The organism is Aeromonas sp. 600948, assembly GCF_049174875.1.
Classification (GTDB): Bacteria; Pseudomonadota; Gammaproteobacteria; order Enterobacterales; family Aeromonadaceae; genus Aeromonas; species Aeromonas veronii_A.
Window position 1 is genome coordinate 363,081 of the sequence record NZ_JAAKTY010000001.1, and the last position, 17,129, is coordinate 380,209.

Consider the following 17,129-nt stretch of genomic DNA (forward strand, 5'->3'; position numbering starts at 1 on the left):
CCTTCTGTGTGATGGGACAAACACGATGTCTAAAACAACACGCAAGCACTCGGATCTCATTTACGAGCTGGAAGACAAACCCCCGTTTTATCAAACCCTGATGGGTGCAGTGACCCATCTGCTGGCCATTTTTGTTCCCATGGTAACCCCGGCGCTGATCGTCGGCGGCGCCCTGGGCCTATCCACCGAGACCACCGCCTATCTGGTCTCCATGGCGATGATCGCCTCCGGTATCGGCACCTGGCTGCAGGTGAACCGCTATGGCCCCATCGGTTCGGGGCTGCTCTCCATCCAGTCGGTCAACTTCTCCTTCGTGACCGTGATGATCGCGCTCGGCGGCGCCATGAAAAAAGATGGCATCCACGAGGAGCTGATCGTCTCGACCCTGCTCGGGGTCTCCTTCGTCGGTGCCTTTCTGGTGATGGGCTCCTCCTTCGTGCTGCCCTACCTCAAGCGGGTGATCACCCCGACCGTGAGCGGAGTAGTGGTGCTGATGATTGGTCTGAGCCTTATCAAGGTGGGGATCATCGACTTTGGCGGCGGCTTCTCAGCCATGAGCAGCGGCACCTTCGGCAAATACGAGCACATCGGGCTGGGGCTCTTGGTGCTCTGCGTCATCGTCGCCTTCAACTGCAGCCGAAGCCCGCTGCTGCGGATGAGCGGCATTGCCATCGGCCTGATGGTGGGTTATGCGGTGGCCCTGATGCTCGGTATGGTGGATTTCTCTGCCCTTGAGGACCTGCCGCTTATTACGGTGCCGATCCCGTTCAAGTACGGTTTCTCCTTCGATTTTCACGCCTTTATGCTGGCGGGCACCATCTATCTGTTGAGCGTGCTGGAGGCGGTGGGGGACATCACCGCCACCGCCATGGTCTCCCACCGGGATATTCAGGGGCCTGAATTTCAAAAGCGGCTCTCCGGCGGCGTGCTGGCGGATGGGTTGGTCTCGGTCATTGCCTCGGCCCTCGGCTCTTTGCCGCTCACCACCTTTGCCCAGAACAACGGCGTCATCCAGATGACCGGGGTGGCGTCACGCCATGTGGGCAAGTTTATTGCCGTCATCCTGGTGCTGCTGGGGCTTTTCCCCGTAGTGGGACGTTTCTTTACCACCATACCGTCACCTGTGATGGGGGGCGCCATGGTCATCATGTTCTCCATGATCGCCATCGCCGGTGGTCGCATCATCATCAGCCACGGTTTCGATCGGCGGGAGACTCTGATTGTCGCCACTTCGCTGGGTCTTGGGCTCGGCGTCTCCTATGACCCGAACGTCTTCAAGGTGCTGCCGGCGGGTATCTACATGCTGGTGGAGAACCCCATCTGCGCCGGCGGCATCACCGCCATCATCATGAATCTGGTGCTGCCGCAAAGCCGCAAGCGCAAGGCAGCCGTCAGGGATGCCGAGGCGGTGGAGGTGATCCAGCTGAGCGACAAGCCGGATGTGATCTTTACCGCCCGCAGTGCGGGCCAGCCATCGGCCAGCAAGGGTGAGGGGTCACCAGAGCCAGTGCCCGGGCAGGCGGTGGCGCCACAAGTGGAACGGATCTGACGGTTAAACCGGCAAAAAACGTTAACAGAACAAGAAAAACAGGGAAACGGTTATGAAAAACGACAACTCTGTCAAAGCGGTACGCGGCAGCTTCTTCGATATCACCCGGGTGGTGGATCAGCCCGAGGAGATTGAGTCCAACGCGCGCCTTATCGAGGATGGTCTGCTGATCATTCGCAACGGCAGCATCGACTGGTTCGGTGAGTGGGAGGAGGGCAAGGATCGCATTCCGGCCGAGGTGCGGGTGCGCGATTACCGCGGCAAGATGATAGTGCCGGGCTTTGTCGATACCCACATTCACTATCCCCAGAGCGAGATGGTGGGCGCCTATGGCGAGCAGCTGCTGGAGTGGCTCAACCGCCACACCTTCCCGGCCGAGCGGCGCTACAACGATCTCGAGTATGCCCGCGAGATGTCCACCTTCTTTATCAAGCAGTTGCTGCGTAACGGCACTACCACGGCGCTGGTGTTCGGCACCGTTCACCCCGAGTCGGTGGATGCCCTGTTCGAGGCGGCCAGTCGCATCAATATGCGGATGATCGCGGGCAAGGTAATGATGGATCGCAATGCGCCCGATTATCTGCTCGATACCGCCGAGAGCAGCTATGTGCAGAGCAAGCAGCTTATCGAGCGCTGGCACGGCAATGGTCGCCTGCTCTATGCCATCACACCACGATTTGCACCCACCTCGACACCCGAGCAGCTGGCGATGGCGCGGCGACTGCGCGAAGAGTTTCCCACCACCTATCTGCACACCCATCTGTGCGAGAACAAGGACGAGATCGCCTGGGTCAAATCCCTCTTCCCGGCGCACAAGGGTTATCTCGATGTCTATCACCAGCACGGCCTCACCGGCCACAACTGCGTGTTTGCCCACTGCGTCCATCTGGAAGAGCAGGAGTGGGATTGCCTGAAGGAGACCGGCTCCACCATCGCGTTTTGTCCCACCTCGAATCTTTATCTGGGCAGCGGTCTCTTCAAGCTGCACAAGGCGTGGTGCAAGCAGGTGAAGGTGGGGATGGGCACCGACATCGGCGCCGGCACCACCTTCAACATGCTGCAGACCCTCAACGAGGCCTACAAGGTGATGCAGTTGCAGGGTGAGCGGCTCTCGGCCTATCAGGCTTTCTATCTGGCCACCCTGGGCGGCGCCCATTCGCTGGGGCTGGACGAGAAGATCGGCAGCTTTGCGGTGGGCAAGGAGGCGGACTTCGTGGTGCTCGACCCGGTCGCCACCCCGCTGCAGCAGCTGCGTTATGACAACTCTACCACCCTGCGGGACAAGCTCTTTGTGCTGTTGACTCTGGGGGATGACAGATCCATCTACCGCACCTATGTGGATGGCCAACTGGTGCATGAACGGGGGTAGGGGCTGGAATGGGCTGCCGCGGCGCAGCCCCAACGAATACGGCGGCTGGCGTACCCAACAGGAGGCCAGTCTTGCCGCACCACAGGGGATCTCCCCGCATAGAACGTGAAATGGCCCGGTTTTTTTGATCAGCAAGGCAAACGTTTGAGTCAAGGCTGCCTGCCCTGGTCTGTCTGTCGCATCCTCTGCCACCATCGCCTGTTTCTCATCAGACTGGCGTTCGGCAGACCCGCAGATCCTGTCGCCATTTCGTCATGGAACATTCAGGCGCGTGTGAAGGAGTTGGGTATGACCCAAGCAAACAGCAGGACAAACAGCGTGGAACAGCTGGCCAATGATGACGCCAGCCAGAGCGCACCAAAGCAACAGCCGCTCACGGCTCTTGATCGCTACTTTATGATCAGCGAGCGGGGCAGCAACGTCAGACAGGAGGTGCTGGCGGGCCTCACCACCTTCCTTGCCATGGTCTACTCGGTGATCGTGGTGCCAAGCATGCTCGGCAAGGCGGGCTTTCCCCCCGGCGCCGTGTTTGTCGCCACCTGTCTGGTGGCGGGGTTCGGTTCGCTCTTGATGGGGCTCTGGGCCAAGTTGCCGATGGCCATCGGCTGCGCTATTTCCCTCACGGCGTTTACTGCATTCAGTCTGGTGCTGGGGCAGCAGATCCCCATTCCGGTGGCGTTGGGCGCCGTCTTCCTGATGGGGGTGCTGTTTACCGCCATCTCGGTGACCGGGGTGCGTAGCTGGATCCTCGACAACCTGCCGATGGGGATTGCCCACGGCACCGGCATCGGGATCGGCCTCTTCCTGCTGCTTATCGCCGCCAACGGGGTGGGGCTGGTGATCAAGAACCCGCTGGAGGGGCTGCCGGTGGCGCTGGGGGCCTTCACCTCCATGCCGGTCATCATGTCCCTGATCGGCCTTGCGGTGATCTTCGGGCTGGAGAAGCTGAGAGTACCGGGGGGGATCCTGCTGGTGATTATCGCCATCTCCATCTTCGGCCTTATCTTCGATCCGGCGGTGAAATATCAGGGGCTGTTCGCCCTGCCGAGCCTGTCGGACGATCAGGGCAAGTCCCTCATCTTCAGTCTGGATATCATGGGGGCCCTCTCGCCGCTGGTGTTGCCCAGCGTGCTGGCGCTAGTGATGACGGCGGTATTCGATGCCACCGGCACCATCCGCGCCGTGGCGGGGCAGGCCAACCTGCTCGATAAGGATGGTCACATCATCAACAGCGGCAAGGCACTCAGTGCCGACTCGGTCAGCAGCATCTTCTCCAGTCTGGTGGGGGCGGCGCCCGCTGCCGTCTATATCGAATCGGCGGCGGGCACGGCGGCGGGGGGAAAAACCGGCCTCACCGCGACTGTGGTGGGCGGTCTTTTCCTGCTGATGCTGTTCCTCTCGCCGCTCTCCTATCTGGTGCCCGCCTATGCCACGGCGCCGGCACTGATGTATGTGGGGCTCTTGATGCTGAGCAACGTCACCAAGCTCGATTTCAACGATTCGGTCGGTGCCATGTCCGGGTTGGTGTGCGCGGTCTTTATCGTGCTCACCTGCAACATCGTCACCGGCATCATGCTCGGCTTCAGCTCGCTGGTGATCGGCCGCATCTGTTCGAAGGAGTGGCACAAGCTCAACGTCGGCACCGTGGTCATCGCCCTGGCGCTGGTGCTCTTTTATGCTGGGGGGTGGGCTATTTAGGGATAACCCTCCCGTTTGGGGTCGCTCTGGCGGCCCCATTTTTATATCTGCGGCGCTCTGACCGTCAACGCTGGTTACCATGCCTTAGCCGCTAGTGCCATCGCGATACCATTTTGATAAATCCCCCTACCAGATTGATAGGCTCCCACCCTTGCTCTCCTCGCTCTGCCGATTTTTTCACCGCTGATGTGCCCCATTTGCTCAGGGGCTGCCCTTGGCTTGTCGCTTCGGGCCAACAAAAGCGGGCTAGATGGGATCCCCTTCACACTTCTCCCCATTCTCCTGACGATGGCGGGAAACAGGCGCATATCTTGCTGTTTTTTATGCCGGTTCCAGATTTTTCCATTCGAAAAAGGACTTGCATATGTCCATAGGATTACCGCTCAAGCGGGTGGATGCCGAGGCCAAGGTGACCGGCAGCGCCCGCTATACCGATGACAACATCATGCTCGGGATGCGCCACGCCAAGTATGTGCGCAGCAATATTGCCCACGGCAAGGTGCTCGCCATCGACGCGACCGAGGCGCTGGCCCTGCACGGGGTTGAAGCCGTGTTTACCCATGAAGATGTCCCTACCACCTGTTTTCGCACCGCCGGTCACGCCTGGTCCCTTGATGAGGAGAAACGGGATGTGAAAGACCGCCGTTTGCTCACCGACCATGTGCGTCACTTTGGTGATGGGGTCGCCATCGTGGTGGCGCGCGATCCGCTGGTCGCCGAGAAGGCTGCCGCCCTGGTCAAGGTGACTTACGAGCCGCTACCGGTGATGACGGATGCCGAAAGTGCGCTGGCCGACGATGCCTATCCCATCCACCCGAGCGGAAATCTGCTGCGCCAAAGCCAGCTTCGTGCCAATGACCCGGAGCAGGCCATCGCAGCGGCCGATCTGCAGTTTCAGGGGCACTACCGGACGCCGGTGGTGCAGCACTGCCATCTGGAGACGGTGACCTGCTACGCCTATATGGATCAGCCGGACCACATCATCGTGGTCAGCAGTACCCAGATCCCCCAGATAGTGCGCAGCCGGGTGGCCAAATCTCTCGGCCTGCCCTGGTCGAGCGTGCGGGTGATCAAACCCTATATGGGCGGCGGCTTTGGCAACAAGCAGGATGTGCTGGAAGAGCCGATGGCGGCGTTTCTGAGCTACAAGCTTGGCGGTGTGCCGGTCAAGGTGACCCTGAGCCGGGAAGAGTGCTTTTTTGCCTCCCGCACCCGCCACGGCTTTGCCATCGACGGCAAGATGGGTCTCAACCGCGACGGCACCCTCAAGGGCTATCAGCTCGACGTGCTCTCCAACACCGGCGGCTATGCCTCCCATGGCCACTCCATCGCCAGCGCCGGTGGCAACAAGATCAGCTACCTCTATCCGCGCAGCGCCTTCGGTTATGACGCCAAGACCTTCTACAGCAACCTGCCCACCGCCGGTGCAATGCGCGGTTACGGCGCGCCGCAGGCGATTTTTGCCCTCGAGTGCATGCTGGACGATGCCTGCGCCGAACTGGGGCTGGATCCGCTTGATGTGCGCATCGCCAACGTGGCGCGCGAGGGGGATGTCAATCAGGTCAACCAGAAGACCATCTACAGCGCCGGGTTGCCGGACTGCCTGCTGCGTGGTCGCGAGATGTTCGAGTGGGATCGGCTCAAGGCCGAGTGCTTGGGGCAGGATCCTGCCAGTCGGGCTCGCCGTGGCATCGGGGTGGCCTGTTTCAGCTACGGCTCCAACACCTATCCGGTGGGGGTCGAAATTGCCGGCGCCCGCATGCTGCTCAATCAGGATGGCACCGTCAATCTGCAGATCGGCGCCACCGAGATAGGGCAGGGGTCGGACACCGTCTTTGCCCAGATGGCGGCCCAGACGTTGGGCATTCCGTTTGAGCAGATCCGGGTCATCTCGACCCAGGATACCGACATTACTGCCTATGATCCTGGCTCGTTCGCCTCGCGTCAGAGCTATGTGGCGGCCCCCGCCATCCATCAGGCGGCGCTGCAGTTGCGGGCCCGCATTTTGTCGCTGGCGGCCCAACTCTGCCATCAGGATGTAGGATCGCTGACCCTGATCGACGGCTACGTGGTGCTGGCCGGTGCGCCGGACAAGGTGCTGATCAGCGTCGCCGAGGTGTCGGTCAACGCCTACTACCACCTCACCATCGGTGGCCAGATCACCTCCGAGGTCTCCCACAAGACCACCACCAACCCGCCCAGTTTCGGCTGTACCTTTGTCGATCTCAGCGTCGATATCGATCTCTGCAAGGTGACCATCAATCGCATCATCAACCTGCACGATGCGGGCAAGATCCTCAACCCGCAGCTGGCGGAGGGACAGGTGCATGGCGGCATGGGGATGGGGATCGGCTGGTCCCTGTTCGAGGAGATGATCATCGACGCCAAGAGCGGCGTGGTGCGCAACCCCAACCTGCTCGACTACAAGTTTCCCACCATGCTGGATTTGCCAGAGCTTGAGTGCGACTTCGTGCAGACCTACGAGCCCCAGTCGGTCTATGGCCACAAATCCCTGGGGGAACCGCCCATCATCTCGCCGGGCCCTGCTATTCGTAACGCCATTCGCATGGCGACCGGGGTGGCCATCAACGAGCTGCCCATCACCCCCAAAACCCTGTTTCGGGAGTTTGTCGCGGCGGGTCTGATTGGCGAGGGAGCAGGGGAGGAGCAACACCATGTTTGATATTGCCCGTTACTACAAGGCGCACAGTGTGGCCGAGGCGGTCGCCCTGCGTCAGGCTGACCCCGAGGCGCGCCTTCTGGCCGGTGGCACCGATGTGATGATCCAGCTCCATCACCTCAACGCCGCCTATCGCCATATCGTCGATATTCACGACTTGCCCGAGCTCAAAGGGGTGAGCGAGCTGCCTGATGGGTCGATCCGTATCGGCTCCGGCACCACCTTTACCGAGCTGATTGAAAACGAGCTGGTGCAGCGCCGCCTGCCGATGCTGGCCGAGGCGGCCGCCACCATCGCCGGCCCGCAGATCCGCAACGTCGCCACCTATGGCGGCAATATTTGCAACGGCGCCACCAGTGCTGACTCGGCGGCGCCGACCGTCGCGCTCGAGGCCGAGCTTGAGATTGCTGGCCCTAACGGTACGCGCCGCATCCCCATCGCCGGTTTTCACACCGGCCCCGGCAAGGTGGCGCTGCAACCGGCGGAAATTCTGGTGGCGTTTCACTTTGCGCCGGATTCTCACCCCCATGTGGGCTCCCACTACTTCAAATACGCCATGCGCGATGCCATGGATATCGCCACCATCGGCTGCGCCGCCTACTGTCAGATTGAGGATGGTCACTTCAAGCGCCTGCGGCTGGCCTATGGCGTGGCGGCCCCGACGCCGGTGCGTACCCCGCACGCAGAAGCTGCGGCCGAAGGGCAACCGCTGACTCGCGCCACACTGGCCGCCATTGCCGAGGCGGTGGTGGCCGATGTGGCGCCACGATCCTCCTGGCGGGCAGAAAAGGAGTTTCGCCTACACCTCATCAAAACCCTGGCGCAGCGGGTGGTCGCCTGCGCAGTCGAACGTGCCGGAGGCAAGATCCTATGATGCAACCGCAAAGCTGTCCCGCCGTAGAGATCCAGTGCGAGATCAACGGCAAGCCTTACTCCTATGCAGTGCCGCCCACCATGTCGTTGCTCCGCTTCCTGCGCGGGCAGGGGCTTATCAGTGTGAAAGAGGGGTGCAGTGTCGGTGAGTGCGGCGCCTGTACCGTGCGGGTGGATGGCACTGCTATCGACAGCTGCCTCTATCTGGCGGTGTGGGCCGATGGCAAATCCATTCGTACCGTGGAGGGGGAGCGTAAGGGGAATGAGCTCTCCGATGTGCAGCAGGCCTTTATCGACGAGGGGGCGGTGCAGTGCGGTTTTTGCACCCCGGGCCTCGTGATGGCGAGCGCCGCTCTGCTCGACAAGACCGCACGTCGTCCGCTGACCGATGCGGAGATCCGCCGCGGGCTGTCGGGCAACCTCTGCCGCTGTACCGGTTATCAGAACGTGGTACGGGCGGTGAAGAAGTGCTGCAAAGGGTGATAGTTCGGGTGCCGTGAGTGGTGCGTGCTGTTGTGTGAGAAAGGAAATCAAGCCGCCCAAAAACACAGGCCCGCCTCGAAAGAGGCGGGCCTGCTGCTGAGTGGGGTCAGGATAAATCACACTTTTGGCTGGTCGATCACCAATTTGCCATCTTTGACCGGAATGGTGGCGCCCGGGGCTTGCTTCATGCGGATCACCCCCTCCTGACCGGCGAGGCGATAGGTCACGTCATAACCAATGGTGTTGACGCTCGTATCCTGTACGGTTTTGCAGCGCTGCTCGGTGGTGGTGTAGGTATCGCCCGCCTGCATATTGCCCTGCACCTGATTACCGGCATAACCCCCCGCGACGGCCCCGGCTGCGGTGGCCACCTTCTTGCCGCTGCCGCCGCCAAACTGGTGGCCAACCACGCCACCCAGCGCCGCACCCACCACTGTGCCGAGGATCTTGTGCTCATCCTGTACCGGCTTGCGGTGGGTCACGGTGACGTTGCGACACTCCTGGCGGGGGGTCTTGATGGTCTCGGTGATCGGCTTGCTGGCGATCACCTCGGCAAAGGTGGGCTGGGGTGTAAAGAGGGAGCCGCTGGCCGCCGCCGAGAGTGCCAGGGCCGAGGCGATGCCAATACCGATACCTGCCATCATGGATCTGTTCATCTTATGGTTCTCCTGCATACCCATCCGGGCTGTTCCAATCTGGCGCCATCTTGTCATAACCGGTTGGCCGGACAAGGCGCGGGGGATGGGCCTGCGACAGGCGCTGGCAAGGTCAAAAAACAGCCACCATGAAAAACTGTCTGGCTTTGGCGACAACGGACTAAAAGTGACCAGTTTCCGGCGCATGGCGGGCTTTGCCAGTGTGATAAGGAGCAATTCGAGTCGCAATTTGCAAGGCGGGCGGTGAGCAGAATGCCAGAGTGCTGACGGGTGCAGGTCAAGGGAGGTCTTGAACAAGGGCTCTGTTCGTTGAGATGGCCACGCAAGTGGTTGATAAATGGCTCCAGCCCCATCGGATGTTGGCCGATAAGAGATCACGGCAAGCATTTTGCCTTGATTGGGTGAAGCAGAGGGTGAACGGGTCGGCAGACAACTGCGTAAGACCTGATATGAAGATGTTCACCCGAGATCACCGGATCAACGAGGTGGAGATATGTCAATGTTACCCAGCTGGATCACCCCGGCCATCCAGGCCAACATCATTACGGTGCAGCAGGCCGAACGTCTGCTCTCATCCCTCTACCGGCCCTTGGCCGAGCAGGGAGAGGAGCTTCCCGCCGATATCGCCGACATCAGCCTAAAGCTCTACTGCTTCCGCCAGCAGGGGCGGGTGCGCCACTAAGGCTGACAAAAGAACACCCCGCGCCAGGCACGGGGTGTTGTCACTCATGTATCACAGGCCCATCAGGCCAACATCACTTGCGTCACCAGCATCAGGGCGCCAAATCCCAGCACAAAGCCCACCATGGGCAGCACGAACTTGACCCACTTGTTGAACTGGATGCCGAGCATCTGCAGAGTGACCAGCACCAGTCCGGTGGGGGCCAGGAACAGCATGGCGTATTGGCCCCAGTTGTAGGCCGACACCACGATATAGCGGGGGATCATCACAGTATCCGCCAGCGGCGCCATGATGGGCATGGAGAGCACCGCGAGCCCCGAGGAGGAGGGCACCACCAGCCCCAGCAGGGTGAACACCAGCATCTGCGCCACTGCGAACACGGCGCCGTGCATGCCGGAGACCAGATCGGAGGCGTAGGCCAGAATAGTGTCCGAGATCATCCCCTGATCCAGCACCAGATTGACCCCCCGTGCCAGCCCGATGATGAGCGAAACGGCCACCAGCTCCGACGCCCCCTGAGTAAAGGCCTCGACAGCCTCTTTCTCTTTGAGACCCGAGATAAAAATGATGATGATGGCGATGGTCAGGAAGGAGGCCGCCATCTGCGGGAACCACCAACCGGCCATGGAGACGCCCCACACCATCAGCGGGAAGGCGAGGATAAACAGGGTCAGAATAATCTTGCGGCGCAGGGTGAAGGGCACCCCTTCGTCCATAGAGCCCTCTTTGAGAAAACGGGCGCGAAAACTCTCTCTGTCCTCATAGGTGTAGGAGAAGGCTGGATTGGCCTTGATCTTCTTGCAGTACCAGTAGAGATAACCGATCACCACCAAGGTGCCCACCAGACAGCCAATGGCGCGAAAGATCAGCCCCTCGGTAAAGGGAATGCCGGCGGCATTGGAGGCGATCACCACCGAGAAGGGATTGATGGTGGAGAAGGTGGTTCCCATGGAGGCGGCGAGGAAGATGGCCCCTACGCAGACGATGGAGTCATAGCCGAGCGCCAGAAAGATGGGTACCAGTATGGGGTAGAAGGCGACCGCTTCTTCCTCCAGTCCGCAGGTGGTGCCTCCCAGCGCCATCACGAAGCAGACCAGCGCCACAAACAGGAACTCGTTGCCCCGGGTCTTGTGTGAGAGGGCGACCAGCCCCGCACTGAATGCGCCTGTCTTGTTGATGACGCCGATCAGCCCCCCGAGCACCAGAATAAAGACGATGATATCCGCCCCCTCGATGGTGCCCTTGACCATGCTGACTGCCACGTCACTGAGCCCCTTGGGTGCTTGCTCCAGCCGTGCATAGGTGCCGGGAATGGCGATGGGCTTGCGGATGGTGCCGTTGGTAAATTGCTCCACCGCAATATTGATATTGAGTTTTGCCAAGGCATCCTGGGTTGCGGGAAGTCGGCTTATTTCCCCCTGTGGGCTATTGACCATCAGGCTTTCACTGGCTGTATTATAAGAGAGCTTGGCATAGGCGCCCGCCGGAATTATCCAGGTCAGTGCAATGGCCAGTAACATAATAAGAAACAGAATGGTAAATGCAGTAGGGAATTGTCTGCGTGGTGTGGTATTCGGCACGGCACACATAAAATGCTCCTTGATAAAGCAGGTTTGGGCTCGGCGGAATATCGGGTCGATAGGGTTTCTGCGTCATACATCCAAGGTACGCAAAATCACTGTAGATTGCGTAGTGATTGGCGAGAAATCTGGCCTGATATTGAACATCCGGTGGATTGTTTCACGTTGTAACCGTAACCCGTGTGCGGCTGGATGAACATGGTGCCATGCTCGCTTTATGGGATGGCTCACAGAATTTATTTGTCATGTATTTAATGACTGGGGTGAAATAAATGGCGTTATGCAATAACTATTTCAGCTTTCATTTAACGTGCTTTGCCTTAAATAAACGGCATGAAAATAGTGCGTGCCGAGATGAATGAAATGACACATAAAGCAGCTTTGACGGAATAATATTCCACTATCGTCATTTTTTTTTCGCCAAAAACAGCCTGTGAAAAAAATGGCACGCTTTCCAGTAACGAAATATTTTTTGCAACGAAAACAGGGGTCCCCTATTGGCAGCAGGCTGCCCCTGTCTAAGACGTTTTGCTAATACCTGCCGCCACAGGCTCACTGTTAGGCTGTCATCCCCATAAGAGACCAGTGACGGGCAGGATGCCCATGTCGCTTGCTGATCTCTGAATCATCCCGAAACTGCCCGTTTTGTGCCACTTGTGAGGAAGGAATCCGATGACAGTGCAGAACATCTATGAGCGCAACCTTGCCAAAACCGCCGCCAATTTTGAGGCCCTGACCCCCATCAGCTTTTTGGGGCGGGCGGAGCGGGTCTATCCCGACTATCCGGCGCTGATCCACGGCTCGCTACGCCAGAGCTGGGGCGATACCGCCCGCCGTTGCCGCCAGCTGGCCTCGGCCCTGCGGCTTAGCGGTATCGGGGAGGGGGATACCGTCTCCATCGTTGCGCCCAATATCCCGGCGATGTTTGAAGCGCACTTCGGGGTGCCCATGAGCGGCGCTGTGCTCAACACCATCAATACCCGGCTCGATGCCGAGTCGATGGCTTTTATCTTTCAGCATGCCCAGAGCAAGGTGGTGCTGGTGGACAGGGAGTTTGGCGCCGTGGTGCGCAAGGCGCTGGATCTGCTGGAGCGCCAACCGCTGGTCATCGCCATCGACGATCCCCTCTACCGGGAAGGGGCGCTTGTCAGTGACCTCGACTATGAGACCTTTATTGCCACTGGTAACGGCGATGAACCCGGCTGGTTGCCAGAGGATGAGTGGCAGGCCATCTCCCTTAACTACACCTCCGGCACTACCGGCAACCCCAAGGGGGTGGTCTATCACCATCGCGGCGCCCACCTCAACGCCATCAATAACGTACTCTCCTGGGAGCTACCCAAACATCCCGTCTACCTCTGGACCTTGCCGATGTTTCACTGTAACGGCTGGTGCTTCCCCTGGACGCTGGCTGCGACCGCCGGGGTGAGCGTCTGCTTGCGCCATGTGCAGGCCGCCGCCATTTATGAGGCGCTGCACGAGCACAAGGTGAGCCACTTCTGCGCGGCGCCCATCGTGCTCAATATGCTCAACAATGCCGATCAGGCGCTCAAGCGGGGGCTGGATCACCCCATCAAGGTGATGACCGCTGGCGCTGCGCCCCCCGCCACCGTGATCGCTGGGATGGAGGCGATGGGGATTGCCGTGACCCACGTCTATGGCCTCACCGAAACCTATGGCCCCTGCGTGTTGTGCGAGCCGCAAAGAAGCTGGCAAGGTCAGGATGCCACTGCGCTCTCCCGCCTCAAGGCGCGGCAGGGGGTTGCGTCGCCTCTGCAGGGGGAGATGCGGGTCATCAATCCGGTCAGTGGCGAGCCGGTGGCCAAAGATGGCAAAACCATGGGGGAGATAGTGCTGCGGGGCAATGTGGTGATGAAAGGCTATCTCAAGAACCCGGCGGCCAGCGCCGAGGCGATGGCGGACGGCTGGTTTCGCAGTGGGGATCTGGCGGTGTGGCACCCGGACGGTTATGTGGAGATCAAGGACAGATCCAAGGACATCATCATCTCGGGCGGGGAGAACATCTCCAGTCTGGAGGTGGAAGATGTGCTCTATCGCCATCCGGATGTGGACGAAGCGGCGGTGATCGCCATGCCCGATGAGAAGTGGGGGGAGGTGCCCTGCGCCTTCGTCAAACTGAAAGAGGGGCGAGAGACTACCCAGGCGGAGCTGATCGCCTTTTGCCGTGAGCAGATGGCCCACTTCAAGGCGCCCAAGCGGATCATCTTTACCCCGCTGCCGAAGACCTCGACCGGCAAGGTGCAAAAGTTTGTGCTGCGCAAACAGTTGGGTTAGGTGCTAATCGAGCGTGAGTGAAAGCAGCGTGCAATAGGATGACTAAGCTGTCGGGATAAATGCAGCAAGGGAAGTGGGAGTGCCTGACTGGCCAGCCAGCTATCGTGCCTTGCACGCGACGCAGTTGCGGCCGCTCTGTTTGGCCTGATAGAGCATCTGATCGGCGCGCGCGTAGAGGCTCTCCATCTGCTCCCCCTTGCTATTTTCCACCAGCCCGGCGCTGATGGTGATGACCAGCTCATCCCCATCGGCAAGGGGTAACGGGCTTTGCATCACCTGCTTGCGCAGCCGTTCGGCCAGTGATGCGGCGGCTGAGAGGGTGGTGTTGGGCAGCAAGATGGCAAACTCGTCACCGCCGATGCGGGCCAGCACATCTTCGCTGCGCAGCACCGATTGCATCACCCTGCCCAGATGGATCAGCGCCTGATCGCCCAGCGGGTGACCGTAGCGATCGTTGATGCATTTGAACTGATCCACATCCAGCACTATCAGCACCGAGGTGAGCTGGTGGCGCATGTTCATACTCAGGTTCTTTTCGCACACCTCGAAGAAGAAACGGCGGTTATAAAGTCCGGAGAGGCTGTCACGAACCGATTGATATTGCAGTTGTTCCTTGAGCTGGTGCAGCTCGGTGATATCGGAGGAGATACCGATCAGGGTGGGGGTACCATCAGCCAGCTTGAAGGGGACTTTGACAGACCAGTAGTAATGTTGCTTGCCTTCGGTATCGGTCAGTGACTCTTCACCGGCTTGCAGCTCACCCGTTTCGAACACCCGGTTGTCCAGCTGCCACAGCTGGTTGGCTCCGTGTGGGGAGAACAGCTCATTATCGCTGCGGTTGATGATCTGTTCGGCGGGTAAACCGAGCAGGGCACACACCTTCTGATTGACGTAGAGAAAGCGGTGCTGGCTGTCCTTCATATAGATATGGGCATCCACGTTGGCCAGGATGATCTCCAGCAACTGATGCTGCTCGGCCATACGGGCCTCAATCAGCTTGTGTTCCGTGATATCGGTGGAGATGCCGCACAGACCGATCAGCGTGCCATCCCGGTCGTACATCGGCTTTTTCACGCTCCAGTAGACCCGTTTCTCTCCCGTGGGTTTGAGGTAGTTGATCTCCTCCCGGGCGATGGCGACCTGCTGCTCCAGCACCTGACGATCATTTCGTCTCAGATCTTCCGAGAAGTCGAGGTCAAAAAAGGCGCGATCATCCTTGCCTTGCAGTTCGGCCAGGGTACAACCAAAGAGATCCAGCACAGCCTGATTGGCATAGATATAACGGCCATCCAGATCCTTGGTAAAGAGGTAAACCCCCATCTCGTTAAAGATGGATCTGAGGTGATCCAGCTCGTGCTGCAATCGGGTGGAGAAGGGTTCATCCTTCATGAAGTTGGCCATCCTTGGGTCGCTGTGATGGGTTGGCTGAACGCGAGGCCAACGTGCATCAACTGCTTTAAATTAAGCACTCTTCACGGCATATTTCTCATTTATTTCCGCAGGTTCTGCGTTATGTCACATGGTTGTAACCTCTTAGCAAATCAAAGGAAATCAGTTGAGTCCATGGTTGTTGAGATAGCTTGCCACCATGTATCGACCCCGTATCATCGGCTCTCGACAGAGAAGTTGAACAACAGCTAAATAAACCTCCCCGAGTGGCAAAAAGGGTAACGAACAGGTCTTTAGTCAAACTATTTCCTCGGTGTCCCTGATATCATCTCCAGCAACGCAATATGGAGAGATACGAGATGGTAGTGGCACCGTTTAATTGGAATGACGCAGTTCAGTGGGACGGGCCGGGGGCCATTGCGGGTAGCGAAGAGAGTTTGAGCGCAGATCGGCTGGATCGCGCCCGCTATGCCGAATTTCTGACCAACTACCTCGCCGCCGAAGGCAAGCAGCGCAACTATGTGCTCAACCTCAATGCCGAGTGGGGGGCGGGTAAAACCTGGTTTATCAAGCGCTGGTATATGGAGCTGAAAGCGCACTATCCCACCGTCTATATCGACGCCTGGCAGCAGGACTTTTCCGATGATCCCTTATTGACGGTGATTTCGTCGATTATCGATCAATTGAAAGATGCAACAGGAAATAAGGTTTCCATACCTGATGGCATCAAGCCCAAGCTATTGGGTTTGCTCAAGGTAGGCGGAAAATTGGTACTCAAGTCAGCCATTAAAAAAGCTGGATGGGAAGATAGTGACTTTTCTGTGGAAGGAGAAGACGCAGATAAGCTGGTTGATACACTTTGTAGCAATCACAAAGAGCGTTATGAATCTATCCAGTTTCTTAAACAAGAGATCCGGCAATGGGTTGAGGGAGCTGTTGGTTTAAGTGAAGGAGAACTGGATTATCCCGCATTTATTTTGATAGATGAGCTTGATCGTTGTCGTCCCTCTTATGCTGTAGAAATGCTGGAGACCATCAAACATATTTTTGATATTCCCGGGGTGGTGTTTGTACTGGCAACAGATACTGAGCAGTTGCAGCATGCTATCAAGGTCATTTATGGCGATGGTTTTGATGCAGAAAGCTATCTTGGACGATTTTTTCATAGACGATTTACGTTAGGCAGTATCTCTAGGCGAGAGTTTATTCAGCAGGCAATTGTAGATAAAAAATTGCATTTTGAGCATATCAATGCATGGCCGAAAATAACTGATAGTCAAGTGTTGGTAAATGTATTAACAGCTGTCTGTGATCATTTTTCATTGAGCTTAAGAAGAACAGAGCAAGTGTTGGACCGAATGATTGCTTCCATCGTCAATTACCAAGGTTGCACAATAAATCTGATTTTTCTTGTTTATCTGTTTTCTCTGTGCGAGAAAAACAATGAAGATTATCGAGCTGTAGTGGATGGAAAAATGCCTACTACAGATAATCACCCTAAGCTAAAAGGCTTTAACGCTCTAATCAATGAATATGTAGAACAAAATTTTTCTTGTTTTATAAAGGCAGAAAGCTCCATGGGTACTCATATAGAGTTTATGGGTGATGGTAAATATCGAAACCCCTTCGAAGACAAGGAGTATAATGTTTCTTTAAAGGAACTGTTGGTGGCGTCATATAAAAGTATGCTAAATCCAGCACTAGATTATAGTTATTCGAATCGACTTCTAGATTTAGTAAAAGAATATTCAAGTCAATGTCGTAAGTTAACAGTAAAAGAGAGTTCTACTTTGGCAGAAAAAGAGCTGTCACAGTTGGAACGACGTTTAACAACGTATAAGAATTTAGTTGAGTTGGCCGTGCATCTTGACTAAA

Annotated in this window: 13 protein-coding genes; 10 read left to right on the top strand and 3 right to left on the bottom strand. The window is 57.9% G+C overall.

Going from position 1 to position 17,129, the window contains the following annotated elements; genetic code table 11:
- Positions 1–25 precede the first annotated feature (25 nt).
- The 6 genes from G5182_RS01535 to xdhC all read left to right on the top strand — a co-directional run bounded on the left by G5182_RS01535 (position 26) and on the right by xdhC (position 8,652).
- Positions 26–1,549, top strand: coding sequence for a nucleobase:cation symporter-2 family protein (locus G5182_RS01535; protein ID WP_227340609.1), 1,524 nt, complete (start codon positions 26–28; stop codon positions 1,547–1,549).
- 52 nt (positions 1,550–1,601) lie between these two features.
- Positions 1,602–2,918 carry a guanine deaminase gene (gene guaD, locus G5182_RS01540; RefSeq protein WP_227340608.1) on the top strand — a complete coding sequence of 439 codons (1,317 nt, stop codon included), beginning with the start codon at positions 1,602–1,604 and terminating at the stop codon, positions 2,916–2,918.
- A gap of 396 nt (positions 2,919–3,314) precedes the next feature.
- A complete protein-coding gene (locus tag G5182_RS01545; protein WP_227343057.1) occupies positions 3,315–4,616 on the top strand; it encodes an NCS2 family permease in 1,302 nt (433 codons plus the stop codon).
- Between the two features lie 364 nt (positions 4,617–4,980).
- Positions 4,981–7,299: a xanthine dehydrogenase molybdenum-binding subunit XdhA gene (gene xdhA, locus G5182_RS01550; protein WP_227340607.1), complete on the top strand. Its 2,319-nt coding sequence runs from the start codon at positions 4,981–4,983 to the stop codon at positions 7,297–7,299.
- A complete protein-coding gene (gene xdhB, locus G5182_RS01555) occupies positions 7,292–8,170 on the top strand; it encodes a xanthine dehydrogenase FAD-binding subunit XdhB (protein ID WP_227340606.1) in 879 nt (292 codons plus the stop codon). The genes xdhA and xdhB overlap by 8 nt, the downstream gene beginning before the upstream one ends.
- Positions 8,167–8,652: a xanthine dehydrogenase iron sulfur-binding subunit XdhC gene (gene xdhC / locus G5182_RS01560; protein WP_216977724.1), complete on the top strand. Its 486-nt coding sequence runs from the start codon at positions 8,167–8,169 to the stop codon at positions 8,650–8,652. Before xdhB ends, xdhC begins: the two co-directional genes overlap by 4 nt.
- Positions 8,653–8,768: 116 nt before the next feature.
- On the opposite strand, the gene G5182_RS01565 is transcribed toward xdhC, so the two are convergent.
- Complete coding sequence (locus G5182_RS01565) at positions 8,769–9,308, bottom strand: glycine zipper 2TM domain-containing protein (protein WP_026035120.1); 540 nt, start codon at positions 9,306–9,308, stop codon at positions 8,769–8,771.
- Here G5182_RS01565 and G5182_RS01570 point away from each other — a divergent pair.
- A complete protein-coding gene (locus tag G5182_RS01570) occupies positions 9,295–9,555 on the top strand; it encodes a hypothetical protein (protein WP_227340605.1) in 261 nt (86 codons plus the stop codon). The genes G5182_RS01565 and G5182_RS01570 overlap by 14 nt on opposite strands.
- Positions 9,556–9,801: 246 nt before the next feature.
- The gene (locus tag G5182_RS01575; protein ID WP_005345660.1) at positions 9,802–9,990 is read left to right on the top strand and encodes a hypothetical protein; all 189 of its coding nucleotides are present in this window, start codon (positions 9,802–9,804) and stop codon (positions 9,988–9,990) included.
- Between the two features lie 62 nt (positions 9,991–10,052).
- Here the strand turns inward: G5182_RS01575 and G5182_RS01580 are convergent, their stop codons facing one another.
- Positions 10,053–11,579, bottom strand: a complete 1,527-nt coding sequence (locus tag G5182_RS01580) for a YfcC family protein (RefSeq protein WP_227340604.1) — start codon at positions 11,577–11,579, stop codon at positions 10,053–10,055.
- Positions 11,580–12,242: 663 nt separating this feature from the next.
- Between G5182_RS01580 and G5182_RS01585 the strand changes: the two genes are divergently transcribed.
- Positions 12,243–13,865, top strand: coding sequence for an acyl-CoA synthetase (locus G5182_RS01585; RefSeq protein ID WP_227340603.1), 1,623 nt, complete (start codon positions 12,243–12,245; stop codon positions 13,863–13,865).
- 99 nt (positions 13,866–13,964) lie between these two features.
- Here G5182_RS01585 and G5182_RS01590 read toward each other — a convergent pair whose 3' ends face one another.
- Positions 13,965–15,254 (bottom strand): sensor domain-containing diguanylate cyclase, encoded by a 1,290-nt coding sequence (locus G5182_RS01590; protein WP_227340602.1) that lies wholly within the window; start codon positions 15,252–15,254, stop codon positions 13,965–13,967.
- 359 nt (positions 15,255–15,613) lie between these two features.
- Between G5182_RS01590 and G5182_RS01595 the strand changes: the two genes are divergently transcribed.
- Positions 15,614–17,128 carry a KAP family P-loop NTPase fold protein gene (locus G5182_RS01595; RefSeq protein ID WP_227340601.1) on the top strand — a complete coding sequence of 505 codons (1,515 nt, stop codon included), beginning with the start codon at positions 15,614–15,616 and terminating at the stop codon, positions 17,126–17,128.
- Position 17,129: the final 1 nt, after the last annotated feature.

Bases quoted from the DNA above. Each gene is read 5' to 3' on its own strand.
- xdhA (WP_227340607.1), top strand. From the start codon at position 4,981: ATGTCCATAGGATTACCGCTCAAGCGGGTGGATGCCGAGGCCAAGGTG.
- G5182_RS01570 (WP_227340605.1), top strand. From the start codon at position 9,295: ATGGATCTGTTCATCTTATGGTTCTCCTGCATACCCATCCGGGCTGTT.
- G5182_RS01565 (WP_026035120.1), bottom strand. From the start codon at position 9,308: ATGAACAGATCCATGATGGCAGGTATCGGTATTGGCATCGCCTCGGCC.
- G5182_RS01580 (WP_227340604.1), bottom strand. From the start codon at position 11,579: ATGTGTGCCGTGCCGAATACCACACCACGCAGACAATTCCCTACTGCA.
- G5182_RS01545 (WP_227343057.1), top strand. From the start codon at position 3,315: ATGATCAGCGAGCGGGGCAGCAACGTCAGACAGGAGGTGCTGGCGGGC.
- guaD (WP_227340608.1), top strand. From the start codon at position 1,602: ATGAAAAACGACAACTCTGTCAAAGCGGTACGCGGCAGCTTCTTCGAT.
- G5182_RS01590 (WP_227340602.1), bottom strand. From the start codon at position 15,254: ATGAAGGATGAACCCTTCTCCACCCGATTGCAGCACGAGCTGGATCAC.
- G5182_RS01595 (WP_227340601.1), top strand. From the start codon at position 15,614: ATGGTAGTGGCACCGTTTAATTGGAATGACGCAGTTCAGTGGGACGGG.
- xdhC (WP_216977724.1), top strand. From the start codon at position 8,167: ATGATGCAACCGCAAAGCTGTCCCGCCGTAGAGATCCAGTGCGAGATC.
- G5182_RS01575 (WP_005345660.1), top strand. From the start codon at position 9,802: ATGTCAATGTTACCCAGCTGGATCACCCCGGCCATCCAGGCCAACATC.
- G5182_RS01535 (WP_227340609.1), top strand. From the start codon at position 26: ATGTCTAAAACAACACGCAAGCACTCGGATCTCATTTACGAGCTGGAA.
- xdhB (WP_227340606.1), top strand. From the start codon at position 7,292: ATGTTTGATATTGCCCGTTACTACAAGGCGCACAGTGTGGCCGAGGCG.
- G5182_RS01585 (WP_227340603.1), top strand. From the start codon at position 12,243: ATGACAGTGCAGAACATCTATGAGCGCAACCTTGCCAAAACCGCCGCC.